This is a genomic window from Rathayibacter sp. VKM Ac-2856 (assembly GCF_013205055.1).
Lineage (GTDB): Bacteria > Actinomycetota > Actinomycetes > Actinomycetales > Microbacteriaceae > Rathayibacter.
Genome location: NZ_JABMLF010000001.1, coordinates 903,795 through 926,412, shown reverse-complemented (window position 1 = coordinate 926,412; position 22,618 = coordinate 903,795). Strand labels below are relative to the sequence as shown.

Here is a 22,618-nt window from a genome sequence, read left to right as displayed (position 1 = left end):
ATGGCCGTTCCCACCGAGCTCCAGTACACCTCCGACCACGAGTGGATCCTGGTCGAGGGCGAGACCGCGACCGTCGGCATCACCGCCTACGCCGCCGACAAGCTCGGCGACGTCGTCTTCGTCGAGCTTCCCGAGGCGGGCACCCGCGTCGAGGGCGGCTCCGTCGTCGGCGAGATCGAGTCGACCAAGTCGGTCGGCGAGCTGTTCGCCCCCGTCGACGGCGAGGTCCTCGAGACCAACTCCGCCGTCGTCGACAGCCCCGAGCTGGTGAACGCCGACCCCTTCGGCGACGGCTGGCTGATCAAGGTGCGCTTCGACGCGCTGCCCGACGGCCTGCTCGACGCCGCCGCCTACGGCGAGCTGGTGGGGGAGTAGATGTCGGTCCGCACCCCCGGAGAGTTCGAGTCCCGCCACATCGGGACCGACGCCGACGCCCAGCGCACGATGCTCGCGGCCCTCGGCTACGACTCCGTCGACGCACTGGTCGAGGCCGCCGTCCCCGAGTCGATCCACGTCCGCGATCTCGCGCCGGTGCTCCCTGCGCCCGCCACCGAGACCGAGGCCCTGGCCGAGCTCCGCGCCCTCGCCGCGCGCAACACAGTCCGCCGCCCGCTGATCGGGCTCGGCTACCACGGCACGCTGACCCCGGCCGTGATCAAGCGCAACGTCCTCGAGAACCCGAGCTGGTACACGGCCTACACGCCCTACCAGCCCGAGATCTCCCAGGGCCGTCTCGAGGCGCTGATCAACTTCCAGACGATGGTCGCCGACCTCACCGGGCTCGACACCGCCGGTGCGTCGATGCTCGACGAGGGCACCGCGGTCGTCGAGGCGATGCTGCTGGCCCGCCGCGCGTCCAAAGCCAAGACGGACGTCTTCGTCGTCGACTCGGACGCGCTGCCGCAGACCCTCGCGCTGCTGCGCGGCCGGGCGGAGGCGGTGGGCATCCGCATCGTCGAGCTGCCGCTCTCGCGCACCGACGCGGACGACGTCCCCGAGTCCTTCGGCGCGCTCGTGCAGTACCCGGGCGCCTCCGGTCACCTCTGGGACCCCTCCGCCGTCCTCGGCGCGGTCAAGGCGCACGGCGGTCTCGCGATCGTCGCCGCCGACCTCCTCGCGCTCACCCTCGTCCGCTCGCCGGGCGAGCTGGGCGCGGACGTCGCCGTCGGCACCACGCAGCGCTTCGGCGTCCCGATGGGCTTCGGCGGACCGCACGCCGGCTACCTCGCCGTTCGCAAGGGTCTCGAGCGCCAGCTGCCCGGCCGCCTCGTCGGCGTCAGCCAGGACGCGGCCGGCAACCCCGCCTACCGGCTCTCGCTGCAGGCGCGCGAGCAGCACATCCGCCGTGAGAAGGCCACCTCGAACATCTGCACCGCGCAGGTCCTGCTCGCCGTGATGGCCGCGATGTACGCGGTCTACCACGGGCCGGACGGCCTCGCCCGGATCGCCGAGCGGGTGCACTCCCGCGCGGCGCTGCTGGCGCGGCTCCTGCTCGACCGCGGGCATGCGCTCCGGCACGCCGACTTCTTCGACACCGTCGCGGTCGTCGTCCCGCAGGGGGCGGAGGCCGCCGTCGCCCGCGCCCGCGAGGCCGGCTTCGATCTGCGCCTCGTCGACGCCGACACCGTCGCGGTCGCGCTCGACGAGACCGTCACCCCGGAGGAGGTCGTCGCGGTCGCCGTCGCGATCGGCGACCTGGACTCCGAGCACGGCGTCCTCGCCGGCGCGTCGCGCAGCATCCCGGGCGCGCTCGAGCGGACCACCCCGTTCCTGGTGCACCCGGTCTTCAACACGCACCGCAGCGAGACCTCGATGATGCGCTACCTCAAGCGCCTCGCCGACGCCGACTACGCGCTGGACCGCGGCATGATCCCGCTCGGCTCCTGCACGATGAAGCTCAACGCGGCCGCCGAGATGGAGGCCGTCAGCTGGCCCGAGTTCGCCGACCTGCACCCCTTCGCGCCCGAGGCCGACGTCCAGGGCTCCCTCGCCCTGGTCGACCAGCTCGAGCGCTGGCTGGCGCACCTCACCGGCTACGACTCCGTCTCCCTGCAGCCGAACGCCGGCTCGCAGGGCGAGCTCGCCGGCCTCCTCGCGATCCGCGGCTACCACCGCTCGCGCGGCGACGAGGCGCGCACCGTCTGCCTCATCCCCTCGAGCGCGCACGGGACGAACGCGGCCAGCGCCGTCCTCGCCGGGATGCGCGTCGTCGTCGTCGCCTGCGACGAGCTCGGCAACGTCGACCTCGACGACCTCCGCGCCAAGATCGCCGAGCACGCCGAGGGCCTCGCCGCGCTGATGATCACCTACCCGTCCACCCACGGCGTCTACGAGCACGAGGTCGCCGAGATCTGCCGCCTCGTGCACGAGGCCGGCGGCCAGGTCTACGTCGACGGCGCGAACCTCAACGCGCTGCTCGGCTTCGCCCGCTTCGGCGACTTCGGCGGCGACGTCTCGCACCTCAACCTGCACAAGACGTTCTGCATCCCGCACGGCGGCGGCGGCCCCGGTGTCGGGCCCGTCGCGGCGAAGGCGCACCTCGCGCCGTTCCTGCCGGGCCACCCGCTCGCGCAGCGGCTCGAGCACTCCGTCGGCCAGCACGGCGAGAGCGTCGTCCACGGCGGCGCGCCCGTCTCGGCGGCGCCCTACGGCAGCCCCGGCATCCTGCCGATCTCGTGGGCCTACGCCCGCATGATGGGCGAGGAGGGGCTGCGCGCCGCCACCGGCGCCGCCGTCCTCTCGGCCAACTACGTCGCCGCGCGCCTCCGTGAGCACTACCCGGTGCTCTACACCGGCGGCAGCGGTCTCGTCGCGCACGAGTGCATCCTCGACATCCGCCCGCTCACCGCGGCCACCGGGGTGACCGTGGACGACGTCGCCAAGCGCCTCGTCGACTACGGCTTCCACGCGCCGACGATGAGCTTCCCCGTCGCGGGGACGCTGATGGTCGAGCCGACCGAGAGCGAGGACCTCGCCGAGATCGACCGCTTCATCGACGCGATGATCGGCATCAAGGCCGAGGCCGACCGCGTGGGCGCGGGCGAGTGGCCGGTGGACGACAACCCGCTCCGCAACGCCCCGCACACCGCGGAGTGCCTCGTCGACGCCGAGTGGTCGCACCCGTACAGCCGCGAGGAGGCCGTCTACCCGGTCCGCTCGCTGGTGCGCGGCAAGTACTGGCCGCCGGTCCGCCGCGTCGACCAGGCCTTCGGCGACCGCAACCTCGTCTGCGCCTGCCCGCCGATCGAGGCCTTCGCCTGATCCGCGCCTGACGCCCGCTGCAGCCGATCCGTCGCGGACGGTCGTGTCCGCTCTCTCGACACGACTGCACGCGACGGATCGGCTGCTCAGCCTCCCTGCGGAGCGGGGTCAGGGCGTCGGCGTGACGGAGGGAGTCGCGGTCGGGGTCGGCGCCGCGAAGAGCTCCGGCCAGAGCGCGACCGCGAGCGGATAGCCCACGAACGACACGACGTCGATGATCGAGTGCGCGATCACCAGCGGCAGCGTGCGCCCGAAGCGCTGGTAGAACAGCCCGAAGACCACGCCCATGATCACGTTGCCGATGAACGGCCCGATGCCCTGGTACAGGTGGTAGCTGCCACGCAGCAGCGCGCTCGCGAACAGGATCCGCCAGCGACCCCAGCCGAGGTCGCCCAGCCGGGCGAAGAGGTAGCCGATCATGATGACCTCCTCCTGCACCCCTGCCCGGATCGCGGAGAGCACGAGCACCGGGACGGTCCACCAGTAGGCGTCCAGCGGCGACGCGACGACCGCGACGGTGATCCCGAGGGCCCGCCCGAGCGCGTAGAGGCCGATGCCGGGCGCGCCGATGGCCACCGCGAGCACCGTCCCGGTCCCGAGGTCGCCGAGCGGCCGGCGGAGATCCAGTCCGAGCCGCCCGAGCGGACGCGGTCCGCTCTGCCAGAGCAGGAAGACGCAGAGCAGCACCGGCACGAGGTCGAAGAACAGGGCCAGCAGCTGGTAGATCAGGTCGAAGGCCGGCCGGTCGCTCAGCGCCCCGTTGATCGTCGTCGACTGCTGCCCGAGCGCGACGGAGCGGGTCAGCTTGTTCGTGATCGAGACGACGGAGTAGACGGCCGAGGCGCCGAGCGAGAGGCCGAGGACCAGCAGGATCTCGACCCCGATCCGGCGCCGGGACTGGGCGGGCGCTGGGGGAGCGGTGGACACGAGCGGGCCTCTTCCTGGATTCGCTGCTGTGCGCCGAACGGCGCCCAGACGCAGGATTCGTGCGAATCCGCGCAAGGATTACACCTCCCGGTTACCGCTGTGTAACGGTTTCCTCATCGTTTTGTGGCGATAGGCAGTCGATACATAGTCTCGTCTGAGGCATTCGCGCGGTGGCCACCAGTCTCGCGCGCCGACGTCGTCGCTACGCGCACGGCACTCCACGCGTCAGGGAAACCACTTCTCGCGCGCCCCCACATCACTGGAGGAATTGTGAAAATCAGACGTTTCGGCCTCGGAGCTCTGGCGCTCGTCGCCGCGAGCACCCTGGTCCTGGCCGGCTGCAGCAGCTCGAACGAGGGCGGGGGTGACGCCGCGGGAGACTCCGCCGCGATCATCCTCACCAACGGCTCGGAGCCCCAGAACCCGCTGGTGCCGACCAACACCAACGAGGTGGGCGGCGGCAAGATCCTCGACGAGATCTTCGCCGGTCTCTACTACTACGACGCCGAGGGCGCGGCCCAGCCCGACCTCGCCGAGTCGGTCGAGTCCGACGACGCGCAGAACTACACGATCACGATCCAGTCCGGCCGGACCTTCACCAACGGCGAGGAGATCACGGCCCAGTCGTTCGTCGACGCCTGGAACTACGGCGCGAAGTACTCGAACGAGCAGCTGCAGAGCTACTTCTTCGAGGACATCGAGGGCTTCAGCTACGACGAGGACACCGAGCTGACCGGCTTGAAGGTCGTCGACGACACGACGTTCACCGTCGCGCTGTCCTCGCCCAAGTCGGACTTCCCGCAGCGCCTGGGCTACTCGGCCTACTACCCGCTGCCCAGCGTCGCGTACGACGACATGGACGCCTTCGGTGAGAACCCGATCGGCAACGGCCCCTACATGCTCGACGGCGAGGGCGCCTGGCAGCACGACGTCCAGATCGACCTCGTCGTGAACCCCGACTACGACGGACCCCGCGTCCCCGTCAACGGCGGCATCACGATCACGTTCTACGCCACCCAGGACGCGTCCTACGCCGACCTGCTCGCGGGCAACGTCGACGTCATCGACCAGATCCCGGACTCCGCGTTCGGCACGTTCGAGAGCGACCTCGGCGACCGCGCCGTGAACCAGGCCTCGGCCGTGTTCCAGTCCTTCACCATCCCGGAGCGCCTCGCGCACTTCAGCGGTGAGGAGGGCCAGCTGCGTCGCCAGGCCATCTCGATGGCCTTCGACCGCGACCAGATCACCGACGTCATCTTCGAGGGCACCCGCACCCCCGCCTCCGACTTCACCTCCCCGGTGATCGACGGCTGGAGCGACTCCCTCGAGGGCGCCGAGGTGCTCGAGTACAACCCCGACGAGGCGAAGGCGCTGTGGGCTCAGGCCGACGCGATCAGCCCCTGGGACGGCACCTTCTCGATCGCCTACAACGCCGACGGCGGCCACCAGGGCTGGGTCGACGCTGTGATGAACTCGGTCAAGAACACCCTCGGCATCGACGCCATCGGCGAGGCCTACCCGACCTTCGCCGAGGCCCGCACCAAGATCGTCGACCGCTCGATCGAGACCGCGTTCCGCACCGGATGGCAGGCCGACTACCCCGGTCTGTACAACTTCCTCGGACCGCTGTACGCGACCAACGCCTCGTCGAACGACGGTGACTACTCCAGCGCCGAGTTCGACCAGCTCCTGGCCGACGGCTCCGCCGAGACCGACCTCGCGACCGCGAACGAGGACTACCAGAAGGCTCAGGAGGTCCTCCTGCAGGACCTCCCGTCGATCCCGCTCTGGTACGCCAACGTGACCGGTGGCTACAGCGAGAACGTCTCCGACGTAGAGTTCGGGTGGAACTCGGTTCCGCTGTTCTACCAGATCACCAAGAGCTGACATCAGACACGACGGGCGCTTCGCCCGTGGGGACGGCACGACCGTTCCCACGGGCGGAGCGCCTTGTTGGGTCACGATCGAATGAGGTCCACCATGCGACACCGGAACAGGCAGGGCTGACGTGCTCGCCTACATCGTCCGACGCATCCTGCAAGCCGTCCCCGTCCTGATCGGGACGACGTTCCTGATCTACTTCATGGTCTTCGCCATGCCGGGGAACCCCCTCCTCGCCCTCTTCGGCGACAAGACCCCCAACGCGGCCCTGCTCGCGCGCCTCGAGGAGCAGTACCACCTCAACGAGCCGTTCATCGTGCAGTACCTCTACTACCTCGGCGGAGTCGTCCGCGGCGACTTCGGCATCTCCTTCTCGGGGCAGTCCGTCAACGACATCCTCGCCCGCACCTTCCCGGTCACCCTCACGCTCGCCATGATGGCGATCGTCATCGAGATCGTCGTCGCTCTCACGATCGGGCTCATCAGCGGACTCCGGAAGGGCTCGTTCTTCGACGCCAGCGCGCTCGTGGTCAGCCTCCTGCTCGTCTCGGTGCCGATCTTCGTGCTCTGCTTCATCGCGCAGTCCTTCTTCGCGGTGCAGCTGGGCTGGTTCTCGCCGACGGTCGGCGGCTCGCCGACGTTCGAGCGGCTCCTGCTCCCGGCAATCGTGCTCGCGCTGTTCGTGGTCGCCTCCGCGATCCGGCTCACGCGCGGCTCGGTCATCGAGACCGCCGGCTCGGACTTCGTGCGCACGGCGTACAGCAAGGGACTGTCGCGCAAGCGCGTCATCCCGGTGCACATCCTGCGCAACTCGCTCATCCCGGTCACGACGCAGTTCGGAGCCGACTTCGGCCTCCTGATCGTCGGCGCGACCGTGACCGAGGGCATCTTCAACGTTCCCGGAGTCGGGAACACGCTCTACCAGGCGATCATCCGAGGAGAGCGGCCGACCGTCGTCTCCTTCGTCACGGTCATGGTGCTGTTCTACCTCGTGGTGAACATCCTCGTCGACCTGCTCTATGCCGTACTCGACCCGAGGATCCGCTATGCCAAATGAGATGAACCGCGGCGCCGCGCGCCGCATCGATCACTTCGTGGCACCGCTCGAGGAGACGCCGATCGCCTCGATCGACGCCGTCTCCCTGGACGAGAAGCCCAGCAACCTGTGGACCGACGCCTGGCAGGACCTGCGCAAGCGGCCCATGTTCTGGATCTCGGGCGCGATGATCGTCCTGATCCTCGCCGTCTCGCTGCTCCCGAACCTCTTCACGTCGATCGACCCCCGGGCCTGCGACCTCGGCTTCAGCAACCAGGGGCCCGGCGACGGCAGCCTCCTCGGCTACACGAAGCAGGGCTGCGACGTCTACGCGCGCATCGTCCACGGCGCCTCGACCTCGCTCACCGTCGGCCTGATCGTGATCCTGATCACGACGATCACGGGCGTCATCGGCGGCGCGCTCGCCGGCTTCTTCGGCGGCTGGGTCGACACCGTGATCATGCGCGCGGGCGACATCTTCTTCTCGATCCCCTACATCCTCGCCGCGGTCGTCATCATGTCGGTCTTCTCGGCCCACCGGAACGTCTTCGTCATCGCCCTGGCGATCGGAGCCTTCGCGTGGCCGACCACGGCCCGCGTCCTGCGGTCCGAGGTCCTGAGGGTGAAGCAGTCCGACTTCGTCGGAGCCGCGACCGCCACGGGCCTGTCCCGCATGGCGATCCTGTTCCGCCACGTCATGCCCAACTCCATCGCCCCGGTCATCGTCGTCACGACGATCTCCCTCGGCGCGGCCATCACCGCGGAGGCGACGCTGTCCTTCCTGGGCGTCGGCCTGCCGGGCGACGTGATGTCGTGGGGCAACGACATCAGCCAGGCGCAGCGCGACCTGCGGACCAACCCGCAGACGCTGATCTACCCGTCCGCCGCGCTGACCATCACCGTGCTGAGCTTCATCCTGATGGGTGAGGCCCTGCGCGACGCGCTCGACCCGAAGGCGAGGGCCCTCCGATGACGAACACGACACCCACCACGCCGACGGGCCCGCTGCTCGAGGTCACCGACCTCGAGGTCGGCTTCCAGACCGGCAGCGGACTCGTCAAGGCCCTCCGGGGCGTCAGCCTGACGATCGACCACGGCCAGACCGTCGCGATCGTCGGCGAATCCGGCTCGGGCAAGTCGACGACCGCCGCGGCGATCATCGGCCTGCTGCCCGGCAGCGGTCAGGTCACCGCCGGCTCCGTGCTGTTCGACGGCAAGGACCTGGCGAAGGCGACCAGGGCCGAGCTCGAGGACATCCGCGGCCGCCGCATCGGCTACGTGCCGCAGGACCCGATGTCCAACCTCAACCCGGTCTGGTCCGTCGGCTTCCAGGTCGAGGAGACGATCAAGGCCAACGGCCTCGCCAGCGGCCGCAAGGAGGTCCGCGCCAAGGCGATCGAGGTCCTGAAGAACGCGGGGCTCGCGGACGCCGAGAAGCGGCTCAAGCAGTTCCCGCACCAGTTCTCGGGCGGCATGCGCCAGCGCGTGCTGATCGGCATCGGCCTGGCCGCGTCGCCGCAGCTGCTGATCGCGGACGAGCCCACCTCGGCGCTCGACGTGACGGTGCAGCGGCGCATCCTCGACCACCTCGAGACGCTGACGAAGACCGACGGCACCGCGCTGCTCTTCATCACGCACGACCTGGGTCTCGCCGCCGAGCGCGCCGAGAAGCTGATCGTCATGTACAAGGGCCGCATCGTCGAGTCCGGCGCCTCGGTGGAGGTGCTGCAGAACCCGCAGCACCCCTACACGCAGCGCCTGATCGCGGCGGCGCCGAGCCTGGCCTCCCGCCGCATCCAGTCCACGGCCGGTGCGGCCACGGAGTCGGTGCCCGGCGAGGCGGCGTCCGTCCACGAAGTCGACCTGGTCGGCGCGGCCGGCGCGCACCACGGCGGTGCGACCACGACCGCGCGGCCGATGATCGAGGTCGACGGTCTCACCAAGGTCTTCAAGATCCGCCGCGGCGGGCTGAAGGCCGAGGACTTCACCGCCGTCGACGACGTCTCGTTCTCGATCCCCAAGGGCACCACCACGGCGCTCGTGGGGGAGTCGGGCTCGGGCAAGTCGACGATCGCGCGCCTCGTCCTGGGTCTGGAGACGGCGACCTCGGGATCGATCTCGATCGACGGCCGTCGCACCGAGAAGATCAAGGGCAAGGAGATGCTGGCGCTGCGCCGCTCGATGCAGCCGGTGTTCCAGGACCCGTACGGCTCGCTCGACCCGCTGCACAACATCGGCAACACCATCTCGGAGCCGCTGCGGGTGCACAAGGTGGGCGATCGCGCGTCGCAGCGCGAGCGCGTCTTCGAGCTGCTCGACCAGGTGTCGCTCCCGCGCGTGATCGCGGGCCGCTACCCGAACGAGCTCTCCGGCGGCCAGCGCCAGCGCGTGGCGATCGCCCGCGCGCTCGCGCTCAAGCCCGAGATCGTCGTGCTCGACGAGGCGGTGTCGGCCCTGGACGTGCTCGTCCAGGCGCAGATCCTCCGCCTCCTCGCCGATCTCCAGGCCGAGCTCGGGCTCACCTACCTGTTCATCACGCACGACCTCGCCGTGGTCCGCGTGATCGCGGACGACGTCTGCGTGATGCAGAAGGGCCGGATCGTCGAGCACGCCTCGACCGACACCGTGTTCGACTCGCCGCAGCAGGAGTACACCCGCGAGCTGCTCGCCGCCATCCCCGGCGCGGGCATCGAGTTCGCGGTCTGATCGACCCGCACCACCACCGCTGAGGGCCCCGTTCCGCGGCCGGCGTCACCCGATGTTCATCGGGTCGCCGACCGGGAACGGGGCCCTCCGCCGTCGGACCGCGCGCCTGCGGTACGATGGAGGGTCCCCCTTACTGCACGAGAACACGAGACGAGTCCGTTCACATGGCAAGTGCCACCCGCTCCGACCTGCGCAACGTCGCGATCGTCGCCCACGTCGACCATGGCAAGACCACCCTGGTGGACGCCATGCTCAAGCAGACGAACTCCTTCGACGCGCACGCCCACGTGGACGAGCGCGCGATGGACTCGAACGAGCTCGAGCGCGAGAAGGGCATCACGATCCTCGCGAAGAACACCGCTGTGTCCTACAGCGGCAAGCACGCGGTCGACGGCCCCATCACGATCAACGTGATCGACACCCCCGGCCACGCCGACTTCGGCGGCGAGGTCGAGCGCGGCCTGTCGATGGTCGACGGCGTCTGCCTCCTCGTCGACGCGTCCGAGGGCCCGCTGCCGCAGACCCGCTTCGTCCTGCGCAAGGCGCTCGAGGCGAAGCTCCCCGTCATCCTGCTGGTCAACAAGACCGACCGCCCCGATGCGCGCATCGACGAGGTCGTCGCCGAGAGCCAGGACCTCCTGCTCGGCCTCGCCTCAGACATGGCGGACGACGTCCCCGACCTCGACCTCGACGCGATCCTCGACGTCCCCGTCGTCTACGCGTCCGGCAAGGCGGGCCGCGCCTCCGCGAACAAGCCGGAGGACGGCACGCTGCCCGACGCCGAGGACCTCGAGCCGCTGTTCGAGGCGATCCTCAAGCACATCCCGGCGCCGACGTTCGACGACGAGGCGCCCCTGCAGGCCCACGTCACCAACCTCGACGCGTCGCCGTTCCTCGGCCGCCTCGCCCTCCTCCGCGTCTTCAACGGCACGATCAAGAAGGGTCAGACCGTCGCCTGGGTCCACCACGACGGCTCGCACACCAACGCGCGCATCACCGAGCTGCTGATCACGAAGGCGCTCGACCGCTACCCGGCCGAGACCGCGGGCCCCGGCGACATCGTCGCGATCGCGGGCTTCCCCGAGATCACCATCGGCGAGACCATCGCCGACCCGGAGGACATCCGCCCGCTGCCGGCCATCACGGTCGACGACCCGGCGATCTCGATGACCATCGGCACCAACACCTCGCCGCTGGTCGGCAAGGTCAAGGGCCACAAGCTCACCGCCCGCATGGTGAAGGACCGCCTCGACCGCGAGCTCATCGGAAACGTGTCGCTCAAGGTCCTCGACATCGGCCGTCCCGACTCGTGGGAGGTCCAGGGCCGCGGCGAGCTCGCCCTGGCCATCCTCGTCGAGCAGATGCGCCGCGAGGGCTTCGAGCTCACCGTCGGCAAGCCCCAGGTGGTCACCCGCCAGGTCGACGGCAAGGTGCACGAGCCCTTCGAGCACCTCACCATCGACGCCCCGGAGGAGTACCTCGGCGCGATCACGCAGCTCCTCGCCGCCCGCAAGGGCCGCATGGAGAACATGGCGAACCACGGCACCGGCTGGGTCCGCATGGAGTTCATCGTCCCCTCGCGCGGTCTGATCGGCTTCCGCACCGAGTTCCTCACCACTACCCGCGGCACCGGCATCGCCAACGCGATCCTGCACGGCTACGAGCCGTGGGCCGGCGCCATCGTCACCCGCAACAACGGCTCGATCGTCGCGGACCGCACCGGCGTCGTGACGCCGTTCGCGATCATCGCGCTCCAGGAGCGGATGACCTTCTTCGTGAACCCCACCGAGGAGGTCTACGAGGGCATGGTCATCGGCGAGAACTCGCGCAACGACGACATGGACGTGAACATCACCAAGGAGAAGAAGCTGACCAACATGCGTCAGTCCACCTCCGACACCTTCGAGTCGATGACGCCGTCGCGCCAGCTGACGCTCGAGGAGTGCCTCGAGTTCGCCCGCGAGGACGAGTGCGTCGAGGTCACCCCCGAGATCGTGCGCATCCGCAAGGTCGAGCTTGACGCGAACGCCCGCGCCCGCGCGACCAGCCGCATGAAGAAGCAGAGCTGACCCGGGGCGCCCCACGGCGCCCCGCACGAACGACCGGCCGGAGCCCGCTCCGCCGGTCGTTCGTCGTTTCCGGGTGCACCCGATGGAGCTGCCGCCCGCGCTGCATGCTGGCGAGTAGCCGCGCAGCGTCTCTCTGCATGCTGGTCGAGTAGCCGCGCAGCGGCGTATCGAGACCGACGCGTGCATACGTCAGGTCTCGATACGCCCTCTCCGAGGGCTACTCGACCAGCATGGACGCGGCCCTCTGCAGGGTGGTCGACGAGCCGCGCAGCGTCTCCCTGCATGGTGATAGACGAGCCGCGCAGCGCCACCCCCTGCATGCTGGTCGAGTAGCCGCGCAGCGGCGTATCGAGACCGACGCGTGCACACGTCAGGTCTCGATACGCCCTCTTCGAGGGCTACTCGACCAGCATGGATGCGTCTCCCTGCGTGGTGGTCGACCAGCCGCGCAGCGTCTCCCTGCAGGGTGGTCGACGAGCCGCGCAGCGCCCCCTGCATGCTGGTCGAGTAGCCGCGCAGCGGCGTATCGAGACCCCTCAGCCGCCCGGCGCCGGCGACGGCGCCGCGCCCTCCGCCTCCAGCGTCGCGGTGACGAACGCGACGAACGCGTCCGCGTCGTCCGGCGCCCCGGTGTACTGCTGCCCGTTCACGAGCACCGTCGGCGTCGAGGTCAGCTCCGCCACCGACGAGTTCGCCAGCGGCTCGCTCGTCGCCCGCTTCGTGGCCGCGGCGACCCACGGCCGGAACTCGCCCGCCGTGATGCACGCGAGGACGTCGTCGTCCGTGACACCCGCCCCGGTCACGAGCGCCCGCAGCTCGTCGTCGCTCAGCCCGGTCGTCCCCTCGGCGGGCTGCTTCGCGAACAGCGCCTCGTGGACGGCCAGGAACCGATCGGGATCCTCGTCCGCCACGCAGGCCGCGACGTTCGCGGCGCGGCTCGAGTACTCCGACCCCGCCGAGGACGAGTCGAGGATCGCGACCGGGTGGATCTCCAGCGTGATCGCCCCCTGCTCGAGCCACGAGCGCAGGGTCGGCGCGTTCGCCGTCTCGAACTGCCCGCAGTACGGGCAGAGGTAGTCGACGTACAGATCGATCGTGGCGACGCCTCCCGCCCGGGTCGCCGCCTCGTCGGTCGGCACGGGCTGCTCGCCGGCCTCGATCGGCGCCGTCGTCACGGCGCTCACCGCCGAGTCCGCTCCCGCGAGCACGATCCCGTCGCTCCGCATGTTCGCCGGACCGGTGCTCGCGACCTCCTGCTGCGACCAGACGTTCCACGCCACGAGCGCCACGACCGCGAGCACCCCCAGCGCTGCACCGCCCTGGCCGAGCAGCCGGTTCCGCCGCCTCCGGCGCCGCTCGCTCTCGCGCCGCTCCCTCGCCTCGATCCGGGCGAGCTCCTGCCGCTCGCGCTTGGTGAGGCCGTTCTTCGCACTGTTCCCTGACATCGTCGACGACGGTAGCGAGCAGTCCTCGCCGTCGCCGAAGAGCTGCCCGCCGATGACCTGAGCCGGCATGCGCATCCCCTCAGGAACACTGGCGATCAGGCGAACAGTCCCGATCCCACGAAGTCGCTCTCGTCGCGCACTCCCGGTGGAACGGCGAAGACCGCCGAGCCGACGTGCTTGATGTACTCGTTCAGAGCATCGGTCGCGAGGTTCTGCTGCACCGCGATGAACTGCGCCGGCGAGCGCTGGAAGGAGAGGAAGAACAGCCCCGCGTTCAGCCGCCCCAGCTCGTCGTTGCCGTCGACAAAGTTGTAGCCGCGGCGCAGCAGCCGGACGCCGTTGTTGACGGTCGGGTGCGCGAGCCGCACGTGCGACTCCCGGTCGACCAGCGGAGCGCCGGTCGCGCCGGCCGCCTCGAAGTCGGGCTCGGTGAACTCGTCGCCGCCCGAGAGCGGTGCACCGGAGCCCTTGCTCCGGCCGATCACCCGCTCCTGCTCGCCGAGCTGGCTGCGGTCCCAGGTCTCGATGATCATGCGGATCTTGCGCGCCACCAGGTAGCTGCCGCCCGCGAGCCAGGCCGGCCCGTCGGCGTCCTGCACCCAGACGTGCTCCTGCACCGCGTCGGGCTCCTCCGACTTGATGTTCGCCGTGCCGTCCTTGAAGCCGAAGAGGTTCCGCGGGGTCGCCTGCGCCGTCGAGGTGGAGGACGTGCGGCCGAAGCCGAGCTGCGACCAGCGCAGCGACGCCCGCCCGAAGGCGATGCGGCTCAGATTGCGGATCGCGTGCACGGCCACCTGCGGGTCGTCGGCGCAGGCCTGGATGCAGAGATCGCCGCCGCCCGCGGCCGGAACGAGCGCGTCGCCGCGGAAGCGGGGGAGCGCCTCGAGCTCGGCGGGGCGGCGGTCGGCGAGGCCGAAGCGGTCCGCGCCCGACTCGTCGACGAAGAGGGTCGGGCCGAAGCCGAAGGTGAGGGTGAGCGAGGACGCGTCGAGACCGAGCGCCTCTCCCGTGTCGTCCGGCGGTGCCGTGTCGGGGCCGCCGACGGCGCCCTCCTCGCTGACGTCGAGGCCCCGGGCGAGGCGCGCGGCCGCGAGCGTCCAGTCCTGCAGCAGCTCGATCAGGTCGTCGCGGGTCGCCGAGCTCGCCATGTCGAAGGCCGCGAAGTGCAGGCGGTCCTGCGCCGCCGTGGTGATCCCGGCCTGGTTCGCGCCGAAGAACGGCACGACCCGGGTCGCTGCGGAGGAGGCGGTCGCGCTCGACGCGGAGGCGACGGCGACCGTCCCGCCGATCCCCGCAGCCAGCCCCGCCGTCCCGGCGGAGACGAGGCCGAGCAGCCCGCGCCGCGAGAGGCGGCGGGGCTGCTCGTCGGCCGCGTCCACGGCAGCGGCGGGGGCGGCGTCGTTCTGCTGGGGCTCCACTACTCCGCGGGCTCCTCGACGCCGAGCACCGTGTGGGTGAGCTGCGACAGCGGCTCCGAGAGGGCGTTCACCTGGTCCGAAAGCTCCTTCTTCTGCTCGTCCGTGACGCTCGAGTACGCGACGAAGCCGGAGTCGAGCGAGCCGTACTGCGCGAGCATCGCGTCGAGCTCGGCGAAGCGCTGCCCGATCTCGGCGGTGAGCGCGGCTCCGTCGTCACCGGAGGCGGTGGCGATCGGCTCGACGTTGCCGAAGGCGACCTCCGCGCCCTGCACGTTCGCGGCGAAGTCGGTCAGGTCGGTGCCCGACCACCAGTCCTCCTCGCCGGTGATCTTGCCCGCGGCCACCTCGTCGAGCAGGCCGATGGCGCCGTTCGAGATGTCGCCGACCGAGACGGTGAAGTCCGGCGCGGCGACGAGGTCGTAGAGGTCCTGCACGTCCGAGACCAGGCCGTCGGCGAAGGCGGTCCGCTGCTCGGGGGTCGACGGAGCCCAGTCCATCCAGGCGCTCGTGCCGTCGGAGTTCAGCGCGTCGGCGGCGGGGACCCACAGGTCCTTCTCGATGCGGTGGAAGCCGGTCCAGTCCAGGCCCTCGGCGACGGCGTCGACCTCGCGGTAGTCGATCTTCGGGTCGAGGTCGCCGAAGGCCTCCGCGGTCGGCTCGATGCGCTCGTAGAAGACGCGGGTCGAGGCGAAGAGGCTGCGCGCCGTCTCGTCGTCGCCCGCCTTGTACGCCTCCGCGAAGGCCGTCACGGCCGGCAGCAGCTCGCCGGACTGCGACTGCACGTAGGAGACGTAGTTGGTGACGGCGGCCTCGGTCGCGGCCTGCTCATCGGCCGACTGCTCGGTCGCCTCGCCGGTCACGACGAACTCGGCGAGGCCGATCGGGGCGCCGACCTGCTGGAACTTGCAGGCGGTGTAGTAGGTGCCGGGTTCGAGCTGGGCGACGTAGGACACGCTCTGCCCCGGCGTCACGTTCTCCTTCTCGCCGACGATGCGGAGCTTGTCCTCGGCGAGGATCTCGAACTCGTTGACGTCCGAGCCCGTGTTCTCGAGCGCGAAGGTCACCGCGCCGGCCTCGGCGGTCGCGGCGGACACGGCGCAGGCGCCGTCGTCGATGGCGACGTCGAGGGCCGCGGCGGAGGAGGCGGCCGGCGTGTTCGGCACGCAGCCGGCGAGCAGCAGGGCGAGGGTTCCCGCTCCGGCGATGCCGGCGGCGACGCGGGGGAGACGGGGGCGAGTGCGCGAGGGCATGGTTCTCCTGGTGGTGGGAGGTCGTTCCGGCGGCGCCGGAGCGGGATCAGACGGAGGCGGCGGCGGGGGCGGGCGCGGCGACCGGGGTCGAGCTGCCCCGACGCGGCCGCCGCGAGCGGACCTGGCGGACGAACAGCGCGCCGACGACGACGAGGTAGAGGAGCCACGCGACGAACTGCAGCGCCGTCGGCTCGGGGGTGTAGTTGAAGAGCCCGCCGAGCACGGCGACGACCGGCGCGGGCAGGATCGGGCCGAGGTCGAACAGCGGCGTGCCCCAGCCCGGCAGCAGCGCGGCCTCCTGCAGATCGCCCACGCCGTAGAGCAGCACGCCGGCCGCGACGACGATGAGGAAGCCGCCCGTCCAGGTGAAGAAGCGGCCGAGGTCGATCCGCACGAAGCCGCGGAAGATCAGGTACGCCGCGACGACGGCGCTGAGGATGCCGAGGAACGCGCCGATCGTGCCGACCCACGCCTCGGAGCCGGAGGCGGCGCTGCTCGAGGACACGCTCGCCCAGACGAAGAGCGCGGTCTCGATCCCCTCGCGGCCGACGCTGACGAAGCCGAGCACGACGATGCCGAGCGCGGAGCCGCTCACGGCGGCGTCGAGCCGGGACTCGAGCTCGCCCTTCAGGCTGCGGGCGTTGGCGCCCATCCAGAAGATCATCCAGGTGACGAGGCCGACGGCGAGCAGCGAGAGGCCGCCGCCGAGGAGCTCCTGCGCGGTGAAGCTGAGGCCGTAGGGCCCCCAGGTGAGGATCGCGCCGGTGACCAGGGAGAGGACGACCGCGGCCGCGATGCCCGTCCAGAGCCGGGGGAGCACGTCGCGCCGCTCCAGCTTGGTCAGGTACGCGACGAGGATGCCCACGACGAGGCCGGCTTCGAGGCCTTCACGGAGGCCGATGAGGTAGTTTGCGAGCACGTGTGTTCTCTTGATCGTCTGCGCGGGAGGACGGGGCGGTTCCCGCCCCCGGACCGCATCCTCAGGTAAGCCTTGCCTAACCCGAGGACGACTGTAGTGGCCGCCCGAGCGCCTGTCCAGACGGGACGCGCGACGCGCGGCAGGCGGACGTCCTGCATCCGGTCGCCGGTGCGGCGGACGAGAGCGAGCCGCGGACGAGAGCGCGCGACGAAGGAGAGGCGGAGAGTGGACGCGAAGCGAGACGGCGCCGACGAGCGGGTCGTGGCGGTCCACGCCCATCCCGACGACGAGTCGATCACCATGGGCGGAACGCTCGCCCGGCTGGTCGCCGACGGCGCCGCGGTCACCGTCGTCACCGCCACCCGTGGCGAGTGCGGCGAGGTCATCCCGACGGATCTCGCGCACCTCGAGGGCTCGGACGAGCTCGCCGCGCACCGCACCACCGAGCTCGTCGTCGCCCTCACCGCGCTCGGCGTCGCCGACCACCGCTTCCTCGGCGACCCCGCCGCCCGTGCCGCGGGCCTCGCGCCGCGGATCTACCGCGACTCCGGCATGCAGTGGGGTCCCGGCCGCGTCCCCGTCCCGCTCGAGCCGGCCGATCCCCGCTCCTTCACCTGGGCACCGGAGGAGGAGGCGATCGCCGATCTCGTCGCCGTGCTCGTCCAGACCCGCGCGACGCTCGTCCTCTCCTACGACACCGGCGGCGGCTACGGCCACCCGGACCACATCCGGGCCGCACTCGTCGCCTCGACGGCCGCCGAGCGCCTCGGCCTCCGCTTCCTCGCGGTGCTGCCGGAGGCGGCCGCCGCCGAGCCGGGCGACGTGGTGATCGAGCTCGACGACGAGGACCACGCCAGGAAGCGCGCCGCACTCGAGGCGCACCGCACCCAGATCGTCGTCGAGGGCGACGAGGCCCGGCTCTCCAGCGGTCCGCCGTTCGCGATCGGCCGCGTCGAGCGCTTCCGCCCCGAGGGGGCGCCGACGCCGCCGGAGCCGGTCGCGGAGGAGCGGCCCGACCTCGCCACGCGCGTCGTCTCCGGCGTGCTCTCCGTCCTCACCGGCGCCGTCGTCGGCGCGATCACCACGGTCGCGCACCAGGGCACGGTCACCGTCGGCGACGCCGTCCTCCCCGTCGGACTGGCCGTCTCGCTCGCCGCCGTCCTCCTGCTGCTGCTCGGGCTCCGCCTCGTGATGGTCGACCGCTTCGTCGCCTTCTGCACCGCGATGGGCCTGCTCGGCGCCATCGGGCTGCTCGCGCTCCGCAGCACCGGCGGATCGGTGCTCGTCCCGGCCAACGGCCTCGGCGTCGTCTGGACCTTCGCGCCCGCGCTGATCGCCCTCGTGGTGATCGCCTGGCCCCGGGTGCGCACCCTGCCGCGCCCGGCCGCGGCGGCTCAGGCGGCTGACAGCGAGGCCCCGCCGCTCCCCGTACGATAGAGACCACTGTTCGAAGGGACGTCCACGACCGTGACCTACGTGATCGCACTTCCGTGCGTCGATGTCAAAGACCGCGCCTGCATCGACGAATGCCCGGTCGACTGCATCTACGAAGGCGAGCGCTCGCTCTACATCCACCCCGACGAGTGCGTCGACTGCGGGGCCTGCGAGCCGGTCTGCCCCGTCGAGGCCATCTACTACGAGGACGACCTCCCCGAGGAGTGGTCCGACTACTACAAGGCCAACGTCGAGTTCTTCGACGAGATCGGCTCGCCCGGCGGCGCCGCGAAGGTCGGAGTGATCGCGAAGGACCACCCGGTCATCGCCGTCCTCCCTCCGCAGAGCCACTGAGCGCGCGTCCGTGGCTCTCGGACCGCTGCCGGACTACCCCTGGGACCTGATGGGCCCCGCCACCCGGGTCGCCTCCGCGCACCCCGGCGGCATCGTCGATCTCTCCATCGGCTCCCCGGTCGACCCGACGCCCGCGCCGATCCGCGAGGCCCTCGCCCGCGCGACGGACGCTCACTCCTACCCGACCACCGTCGGCACCCCGGCCCTCCGCGAGGCGATCGCCGCCTGGTACGCGCGCCGGCGGGGAGTCCCGGGTCTCGGTGCCGACGAGGTGCTGCCCACGATCGGCTCCAAGGAGCTCGTCGCCTGGCTCCCGTTCCTGCTCGGCCTCGGCGAGGGCGACGTCGTCGTGCACCCGCGCGCGGCCTACCCGACCTACGCGATGGGCGCCGCGATCGCCGGCGCGTCCGTGCTGGCCTCCGACGATCCGGACGAGTGGCCGGCCGAGACCCGGCTGGTCTGGCTGAACTCTCCCGGCAATCCGGACGGCGCCGTCCTCGATGTCGAGGCGCTGCGGCGCGCGGTCGAGCGGGCGCGCGAGCTCGGCGCGGTCGTCGCGGGCGACGAGTGCTACGCGGAGCTCGGCTGGGACGGCCGCTGGGCCGACGAGCCGATCCCGAGCGTCCTCGACCCGCGCGTGGTCGGCGAGGACCGCCGCGGCGTCCTCGGCGTCTACTCCCTGAGCAAGCAGTCCAACCTGGCGGGCTACCGGGCGGCCTTCGTCGCGGGCGACAGCGCGCTGATCGCCCGGCTCGTGACGGTGCGCAAGCACGCGGGGATGATCGTCCCCGCGCCGCTGCAGGAGGCGATGGTCGTCGCGCTCGGCGACGACGACCACGTGGCCGAGCAGAAGGAGCGCTACCGCGCCCGCCGCGATCTCCTGCGCCCGGCTCTCGAGGCCGCCGGCTTCCGCGTCGACCGCAGCGAGGCGGGTCTCTACCTCTGGGCGACGGAGGGCCGGCCGGCCTGGGAGTCGATCGACCGTCTCGCGCGCCTGGGCGTCCTCGCGGGCCCCGGCGTCTTCTACGGCGACCACTTCACCGAGCACGTCCGGCTCTCCCTGACGGCGACCGACGAGCGCATCGCGGCCGCCGCCGAGCGCCTGGCCGGCGGACTCTGACCCTCGTCGGGCCCGGATCCTGAAGGATCTCCACAACGGACCGGGGCGAGCACTGGGCGGTGTCACAGTGCCCGAGCTTTGCCCATAGGCTGTATGGGGTTCGGTCAGCGTCGCCACAAACGGCCCTGGATTCCGGACAGTTCCAGCCCCCGGCGCCGCCCGCTCCGCGCGAGCGCACCCGGGTGCGACCGATGACCTGGGAGGCGTTGTGACCGAATCCGGCACGCAGAGCGACGGAACCGCGACGGTGGAGACACCCGAGCCCGCCACGGAGAGTGCGCCGGCCGCGGCCGAGGTCCTGCCCGAGAAGGTGACGCTCACGTTCGGTGAGCGCACCGCCGAGTTCCCGGTGCTGCGCAGCGTCGACGGCTCCTCGAGCATCGACTTCTCCACGCTGTCGAAGCAGACCGGTCTGATGTCCCTCGACTACGGCTTCGTCAACACAGCCGCCACCAAGTCGAGCATCACCTACATCGACGGCGACCAGGGGATCCTGCGCTACCGCGGCTACCCGATCGAGGAGGTCGCGACGAACGCGACGTACCTCGAGGTGGCCTGGCTGCTGATCTACGGCGAGCTGCCCACCGCGGACGAGCTCGCGGGCTTCGACGAGCGCATCCGCCGGCACACGCTGCTGCACGAGGACCTCAAGCGCTTCTTCGACGCCCTGCCGCACAGCGCGCACCCGATGTCGGTGCTCGCTGCCGGCGTCTCGGCCCTCTCGACCTACTACGAGGACAGCTCGAACCCGAAGGACCCGGAGGCGGTCGAGCTCACCACCATCCGCCTGCTGGCGAAGCTGCCGGTGATGGCGGCCTACGCGCACAAGAAGTCGATCGGCCAGGCGTTCCTCTACCCGGACAACTCGCTGAGCTTCGTCGACAACTTCCTCCGCCTGAACTTCGGCACGATGGCCGAGCCGTTCGAGGTCGACCCGGTGCTCTCGAAGGCGCTCGACCGCCTGCTGATCCTGCACGAGGACCACGAGCAGAACGCCTCGACCTCCACGGTCCGCCTGGTCGGCTCGACCGAGGCCAACCTCTACGCCTCCGTCTCGGCGGGCATCAACGCCCTCTTCGGCCCGCTGCACGGCGGCGCGAACGAGGCCGTGCTGACGATGCTCGGCCGCATCCGCGAGTCCGGCGAGAGCGTGCAGACCTTCGTCGAGCGGGTGAAGAACAAGGAGGAGGGCGTCCGCCTGATGGGCTTCGGCCACCGGGTGTACAAGAACTACGACCCCCGCGCGAAGCTCGTGAAGGAGAGCGCGTCCGAGGTCCTGCAGGCGCTCGGCGTCAAGGACCCGCTGCTCGACATCGCGATGGAGCTCGAGGCGCTCGCGCTGGAGGACGACTACTTCAAGGAGCGCCGCCTCTACCCGAACGTCGACTTCTACACCGGCGTCATCTACAAGGCGATGGGCTTCCCGACGCGGATGTTCACCGTCCTCTTCGCGATCGGCCGCCTGCCCGGCTGGATCGCGCACTGGCGCGAGATGAACACCGACAAGCAGACCAAGATCGGCCGCCCGCAGCAGCTCTACACGGGCGCCCCCGAGCGCCACTGGCCCACCGGCCACTGACGCCGGGCGGTCTCGATGCGCCGCGTCATGCTGGTCGAGTAGCCCGCGCCGCGGGCGTATCGAGACCCCGCGTCCGTCGTCGGGCAGGTCTCGATACGCCGCGTACCGCGGCTACTCGACCAGCATGTGCCGCCGCGGCCGCTCGCCGTGCTGGTCGAGCAGCCCGCGTAGGGGGCGCCCCATGCTGGTCGAGCAGCCCGCGCAGCGGGCGTATCGAGACCCGCCCGCCTCAGGCGTGCAGCGCCGTGTTCAGCTCGATGCCCGCGCCCGTGCGGGGGAGCACCTCGACCGCGCCGGTGAGCGAGTTCCGGCGGAAGAGCAGGTTCGGCACGCCCGACAGCTCGACCGCCTTGACCGTCTGCGGACGTCCGTCGGCGCGGGGAGCCCCGCCGACCACGACGACCTTCGTCCCCGCCGTGACGTACAGCCCGGCCTCGACGACAGTGTCGTCCCCGATCGAGATCCCGATGCCCGAGTTCGCCCCGAGCAGCGCTCGCGCGCCGATCGACACGCGCTGCACGCCACCGCCGGACAGAGTTCCCATGATCGAGGCGCCGCCGCCGATGTCCGAGCCGTCGCCGACGATGACACCCTGCGAGATCCGCCCCTCGACCATTGAGCTGCCGAGCGTGCCCGCGTTGAAGTTCACGAATCCCTCGTGCATCACCGTCGTCCCGGGAGCGAGGTGCGCCCCCAGGCGCACCCGCGAGGTGTCCGCGATGCGCACCTTCGCCGGCGTCACGTAGTCGGTCAGCCGCGGGAACTTGTCGATCCCCGCGGCCTGGATGCCGTGGCGACGGAGTGACGGGCGGAGGCGGGTGAACGAGTCGGGCGCCACCGGGCCCGCGTTGGTCCACACCACGTTCGGCAGGTGCGCGAAGATCCCGTCGAGGTTGACGGTGTTGGGCTGCACGAGCAGGTGCGAGAGCAGGTGCAGCCGCAGGTACGCGTCCGAGGTCGAGGCCGGCGCGGTCTGCAGGTCGATCTGCAGCGTCACCACGTCGATCCGCACCTCGCGCCGGGGGTCCTCGCCCGCCTGCTCCTCGATGTCCGCCGGCACGATCCACGGGTCGCGTCCCTCGGGGATCGTGCCCAGCCGCGGCTCGGGGAACCAGGTGTCGAGGACCGTGCCGTCCGAGGCGATCGTCGCGAGTCCGTATCCCCAGGCGGAGGCGGGCGCGGGCACGGCGGAGTCGTCGGTGTTCTGGGGGCTCATGCG

The 22,618-nt window shown here is 71.0% G+C and carries 17 protein-coding genes; 11 read left to right on the top strand and 6 right to left on the bottom strand.

The features are described from left to right. Positions 1-375: a glycine cleavage system protein GcvH gene (gene gcvH, locus HQQ82_RS04290; RefSeq protein WP_173231805.1), complete on the top strand. Its 375-nt coding sequence runs from the start codon at positions 1-3 to the stop codon at positions 373-375. Further along, positions 376-3,261, top strand: coding sequence for an aminomethyl-transferring glycine dehydrogenase (gcvP, locus tag HQQ82_RS04285; RefSeq protein ID WP_173231804.1), 2,886 nt, complete (start codon positions 376-378; stop codon positions 3,259-3,261). A gap of 108 nt (positions 3,262-3,369) precedes the next feature. On the opposite strand, the gene HQQ82_RS04280 is transcribed toward gcvP, so the two are convergent. Continuing rightward, complete coding sequence (locus tag HQQ82_RS04280) at positions 3,370-4,188, bottom strand: CPBP family intramembrane glutamic endopeptidase (protein WP_173231803.1); 819 nt, start codon at positions 4,186-4,188, stop codon at positions 3,370-3,372. Between the two features lie 270 nt (positions 4,189-4,458). Here HQQ82_RS04280 and HQQ82_RS04275 point away from each other — a divergent pair, with 270 nt between their 5' ends. From HQQ82_RS04275 to typA, 5 genes are all read left to right on the top strand, one after another. Next, complete coding sequence (locus tag HQQ82_RS04275) at positions 4,459-6,075, top strand: ABC transporter substrate-binding protein (RefSeq protein WP_173231802.1); 1,617 nt, start codon at positions 4,459-4,461, stop codon at positions 6,073-6,075. A 121-nt stretch (positions 6,076-6,196) separates the two neighbouring features. Beyond that, on the top strand, positions 6,197-7,126 hold the full coding sequence (locus HQQ82_RS04270) for an ABC transporter permease (RefSeq protein ID WP_173231801.1): 930 nt from the start codon (positions 6,197-6,199) through the stop codon (positions 7,124-7,126). Next, a complete protein-coding gene (locus HQQ82_RS04265) occupies positions 7,116-8,078 on the top strand; it encodes an ABC transporter permease (RefSeq protein WP_254071170.1) in 963 nt (320 codons plus the stop codon). The genes HQQ82_RS04270 and HQQ82_RS04265 overlap by 11 nt, the downstream gene beginning before the upstream one ends. Next, positions 8,075-9,811: an ABC transporter ATP-binding protein gene (locus HQQ82_RS04260; RefSeq protein ID WP_173231800.1), complete on the top strand. Its 1,737-nt coding sequence runs from the start codon at positions 8,075-8,077 to the stop codon at positions 9,809-9,811. The genes HQQ82_RS04265 and HQQ82_RS04260 overlap by 4 nt, the downstream gene beginning before the upstream one ends. A gap of 164 nt (positions 9,812-9,975) precedes the next feature. Continuing rightward, entirely contained in the window at positions 9,976-11,880 is a 1,905-nt protein-coding gene (gene typA / locus HQQ82_RS04255; protein ID WP_173231799.1) for a translational GTPase TypA, read from the top strand. Between the two features lie 536 nt (positions 11,881-12,416). Here the strand turns inward: typA and HQQ82_RS04250 are convergent. The 4 genes from HQQ82_RS04250 to efeU are packed head-to-tail and all read right to left on the bottom strand — an operon-like array spanning position 12,417 to position 16,912. Next, positions 12,417-13,394, bottom strand: coding sequence for a thioredoxin domain-containing protein (locus tag HQQ82_RS04250; protein WP_173231798.1), 978 nt, complete (start codon positions 13,392-13,394; stop codon positions 12,417-12,419). A gap of 26 nt (positions 13,395-13,420) precedes the next feature. Beyond that, positions 13,421-14,704, bottom strand: coding sequence for an iron uptake transporter deferrochelatase/peroxidase subunit (efeB, locus tag HQQ82_RS04245; RefSeq protein WP_367947852.1), 1,284 nt, complete (start codon positions 14,702-14,704; stop codon positions 13,421-13,423). A 38-nt stretch (positions 14,705-14,742) separates the two neighbouring features. Continuing rightward, positions 14,743-15,993 (bottom strand): iron uptake system protein EfeO, encoded by a 1,251-nt coding sequence (gene efeO / locus HQQ82_RS04240; protein WP_173231796.1) that lies wholly within the window; start codon positions 15,991-15,993, stop codon positions 14,743-14,745. A 46-nt stretch (positions 15,994-16,039) separates the two neighbouring features. After that, on the bottom strand, positions 16,040-16,912 hold the full coding sequence (gene efeU / locus HQQ82_RS04235; RefSeq protein WP_173231795.1) for an iron uptake transporter permease EfeU: 873 nt from the start codon (positions 16,910-16,912) through the stop codon (positions 16,040-16,042). A 225-nt stretch (positions 16,913-17,137) separates the two neighbouring features. Here efeU and HQQ82_RS04230 point away from each other — a divergent pair, with 225 nt between their 5' ends. The 4 genes from HQQ82_RS04230 (at position 17,138) to HQQ82_RS04215 (ending at position 21,399) form a co-directional block, all read left to right on the top strand. Further along, a complete protein-coding gene (locus HQQ82_RS04230) occupies positions 17,138-18,349 on the top strand; it encodes a PIG-L family deacetylase (RefSeq protein ID WP_173231794.1) in 1,212 nt (403 codons plus the stop codon). A 30-nt stretch (positions 18,350-18,379) separates the two neighbouring features. After that, the gene (gene fdxA / locus HQQ82_RS04225; protein ID WP_085475430.1) at positions 18,380-18,700 is read left to right on the top strand and encodes a ferredoxin; all 321 of its coding nucleotides are present in this window, start codon (positions 18,380-18,382) and stop codon (positions 18,698-18,700) included. A 10-nt stretch (positions 18,701-18,710) separates the two neighbouring features. After that, a complete protein-coding gene (dapC, locus tag HQQ82_RS04220; RefSeq protein ID WP_173231793.1) occupies positions 18,711-19,820 on the top strand; it encodes a succinyldiaminopimelate transaminase in 1,110 nt (369 codons plus the stop codon). A 298-nt stretch (positions 19,821-20,118) separates the two neighbouring features. Next, positions 20,119-21,399 carry a citrate synthase gene (locus tag HQQ82_RS04215; RefSeq protein ID WP_173232322.1) on the top strand — a complete coding sequence of 427 codons (1,281 nt, stop codon included), beginning with the start codon at positions 20,119-20,121 and terminating at the stop codon, positions 21,397-21,399. 229 nt (positions 21,400-21,628) lie between these two features. Here HQQ82_RS04215 and dapD read toward each other — a convergent pair whose 3' ends face one another. After that, on the bottom strand, positions 21,629-22,615 hold the full coding sequence (gene dapD, locus HQQ82_RS04210; RefSeq protein ID WP_173231792.1) for a 2,3,4,5-tetrahydropyridine-2,6-dicarboxylate N-succinyltransferase: 987 nt from the start codon (positions 22,613-22,615) through the stop codon (positions 21,629-21,631). Between the last annotated feature and the right edge of the window lie 3 nt (positions 22,616-22,618).

What these genes read in the sequence shown, in the direction of transcription:
- dapD (WP_173231792.1), bottom strand. Translation starts at nt 22,615, where the DNA reads ATGAGCCCCCAGAACACCGACGACTCCGCCGTGCCCGCGCCCGCCTCC.
- typA (WP_173231799.1), top strand. Translation starts at nt 9,976, where the DNA reads ATGGCAAGTGCCACCCGCTCCGACCTGCGCAACGTCGCGATCGTCGCC.
- HQQ82_RS04250 (WP_173231798.1), bottom strand. Translation starts at nt 13,394, where the DNA reads ATGCCGGCTCAGGTCATCGGCGGGCAGCTCTTCGGCGACGGCGAGGAC.
- gcvH (WP_173231805.1), top strand. Translation starts at nt 1, where the DNA reads ATGGCCGTTCCCACCGAGCTCCAGTACACCTCCGACCACGAGTGGATC.
- efeO (WP_173231796.1), bottom strand. Translation starts at nt 15,993, where the DNA reads ATGCCCTCGCGCACTCGCCCCCGTCTCCCCCGCGTCGCCGCCGGCATC.
- gcvP (WP_173231804.1), top strand. Translation starts at nt 376, where the DNA reads ATGTCGGTCCGCACCCCCGGAGAGTTCGAGTCCCGCCACATCGGGACC.
- HQQ82_RS04265 (WP_254071170.1), top strand. Translation starts at nt 7,116, where the DNA reads ATGCCAAATGAGATGAACCGCGGCGCCGCGCGCCGCATCGATCACTTC.
- HQQ82_RS04260 (WP_173231800.1), top strand. Translation starts at nt 8,075, where the DNA reads ATGACGAACACGACACCCACCACGCCGACGGGCCCGCTGCTCGAGGTC.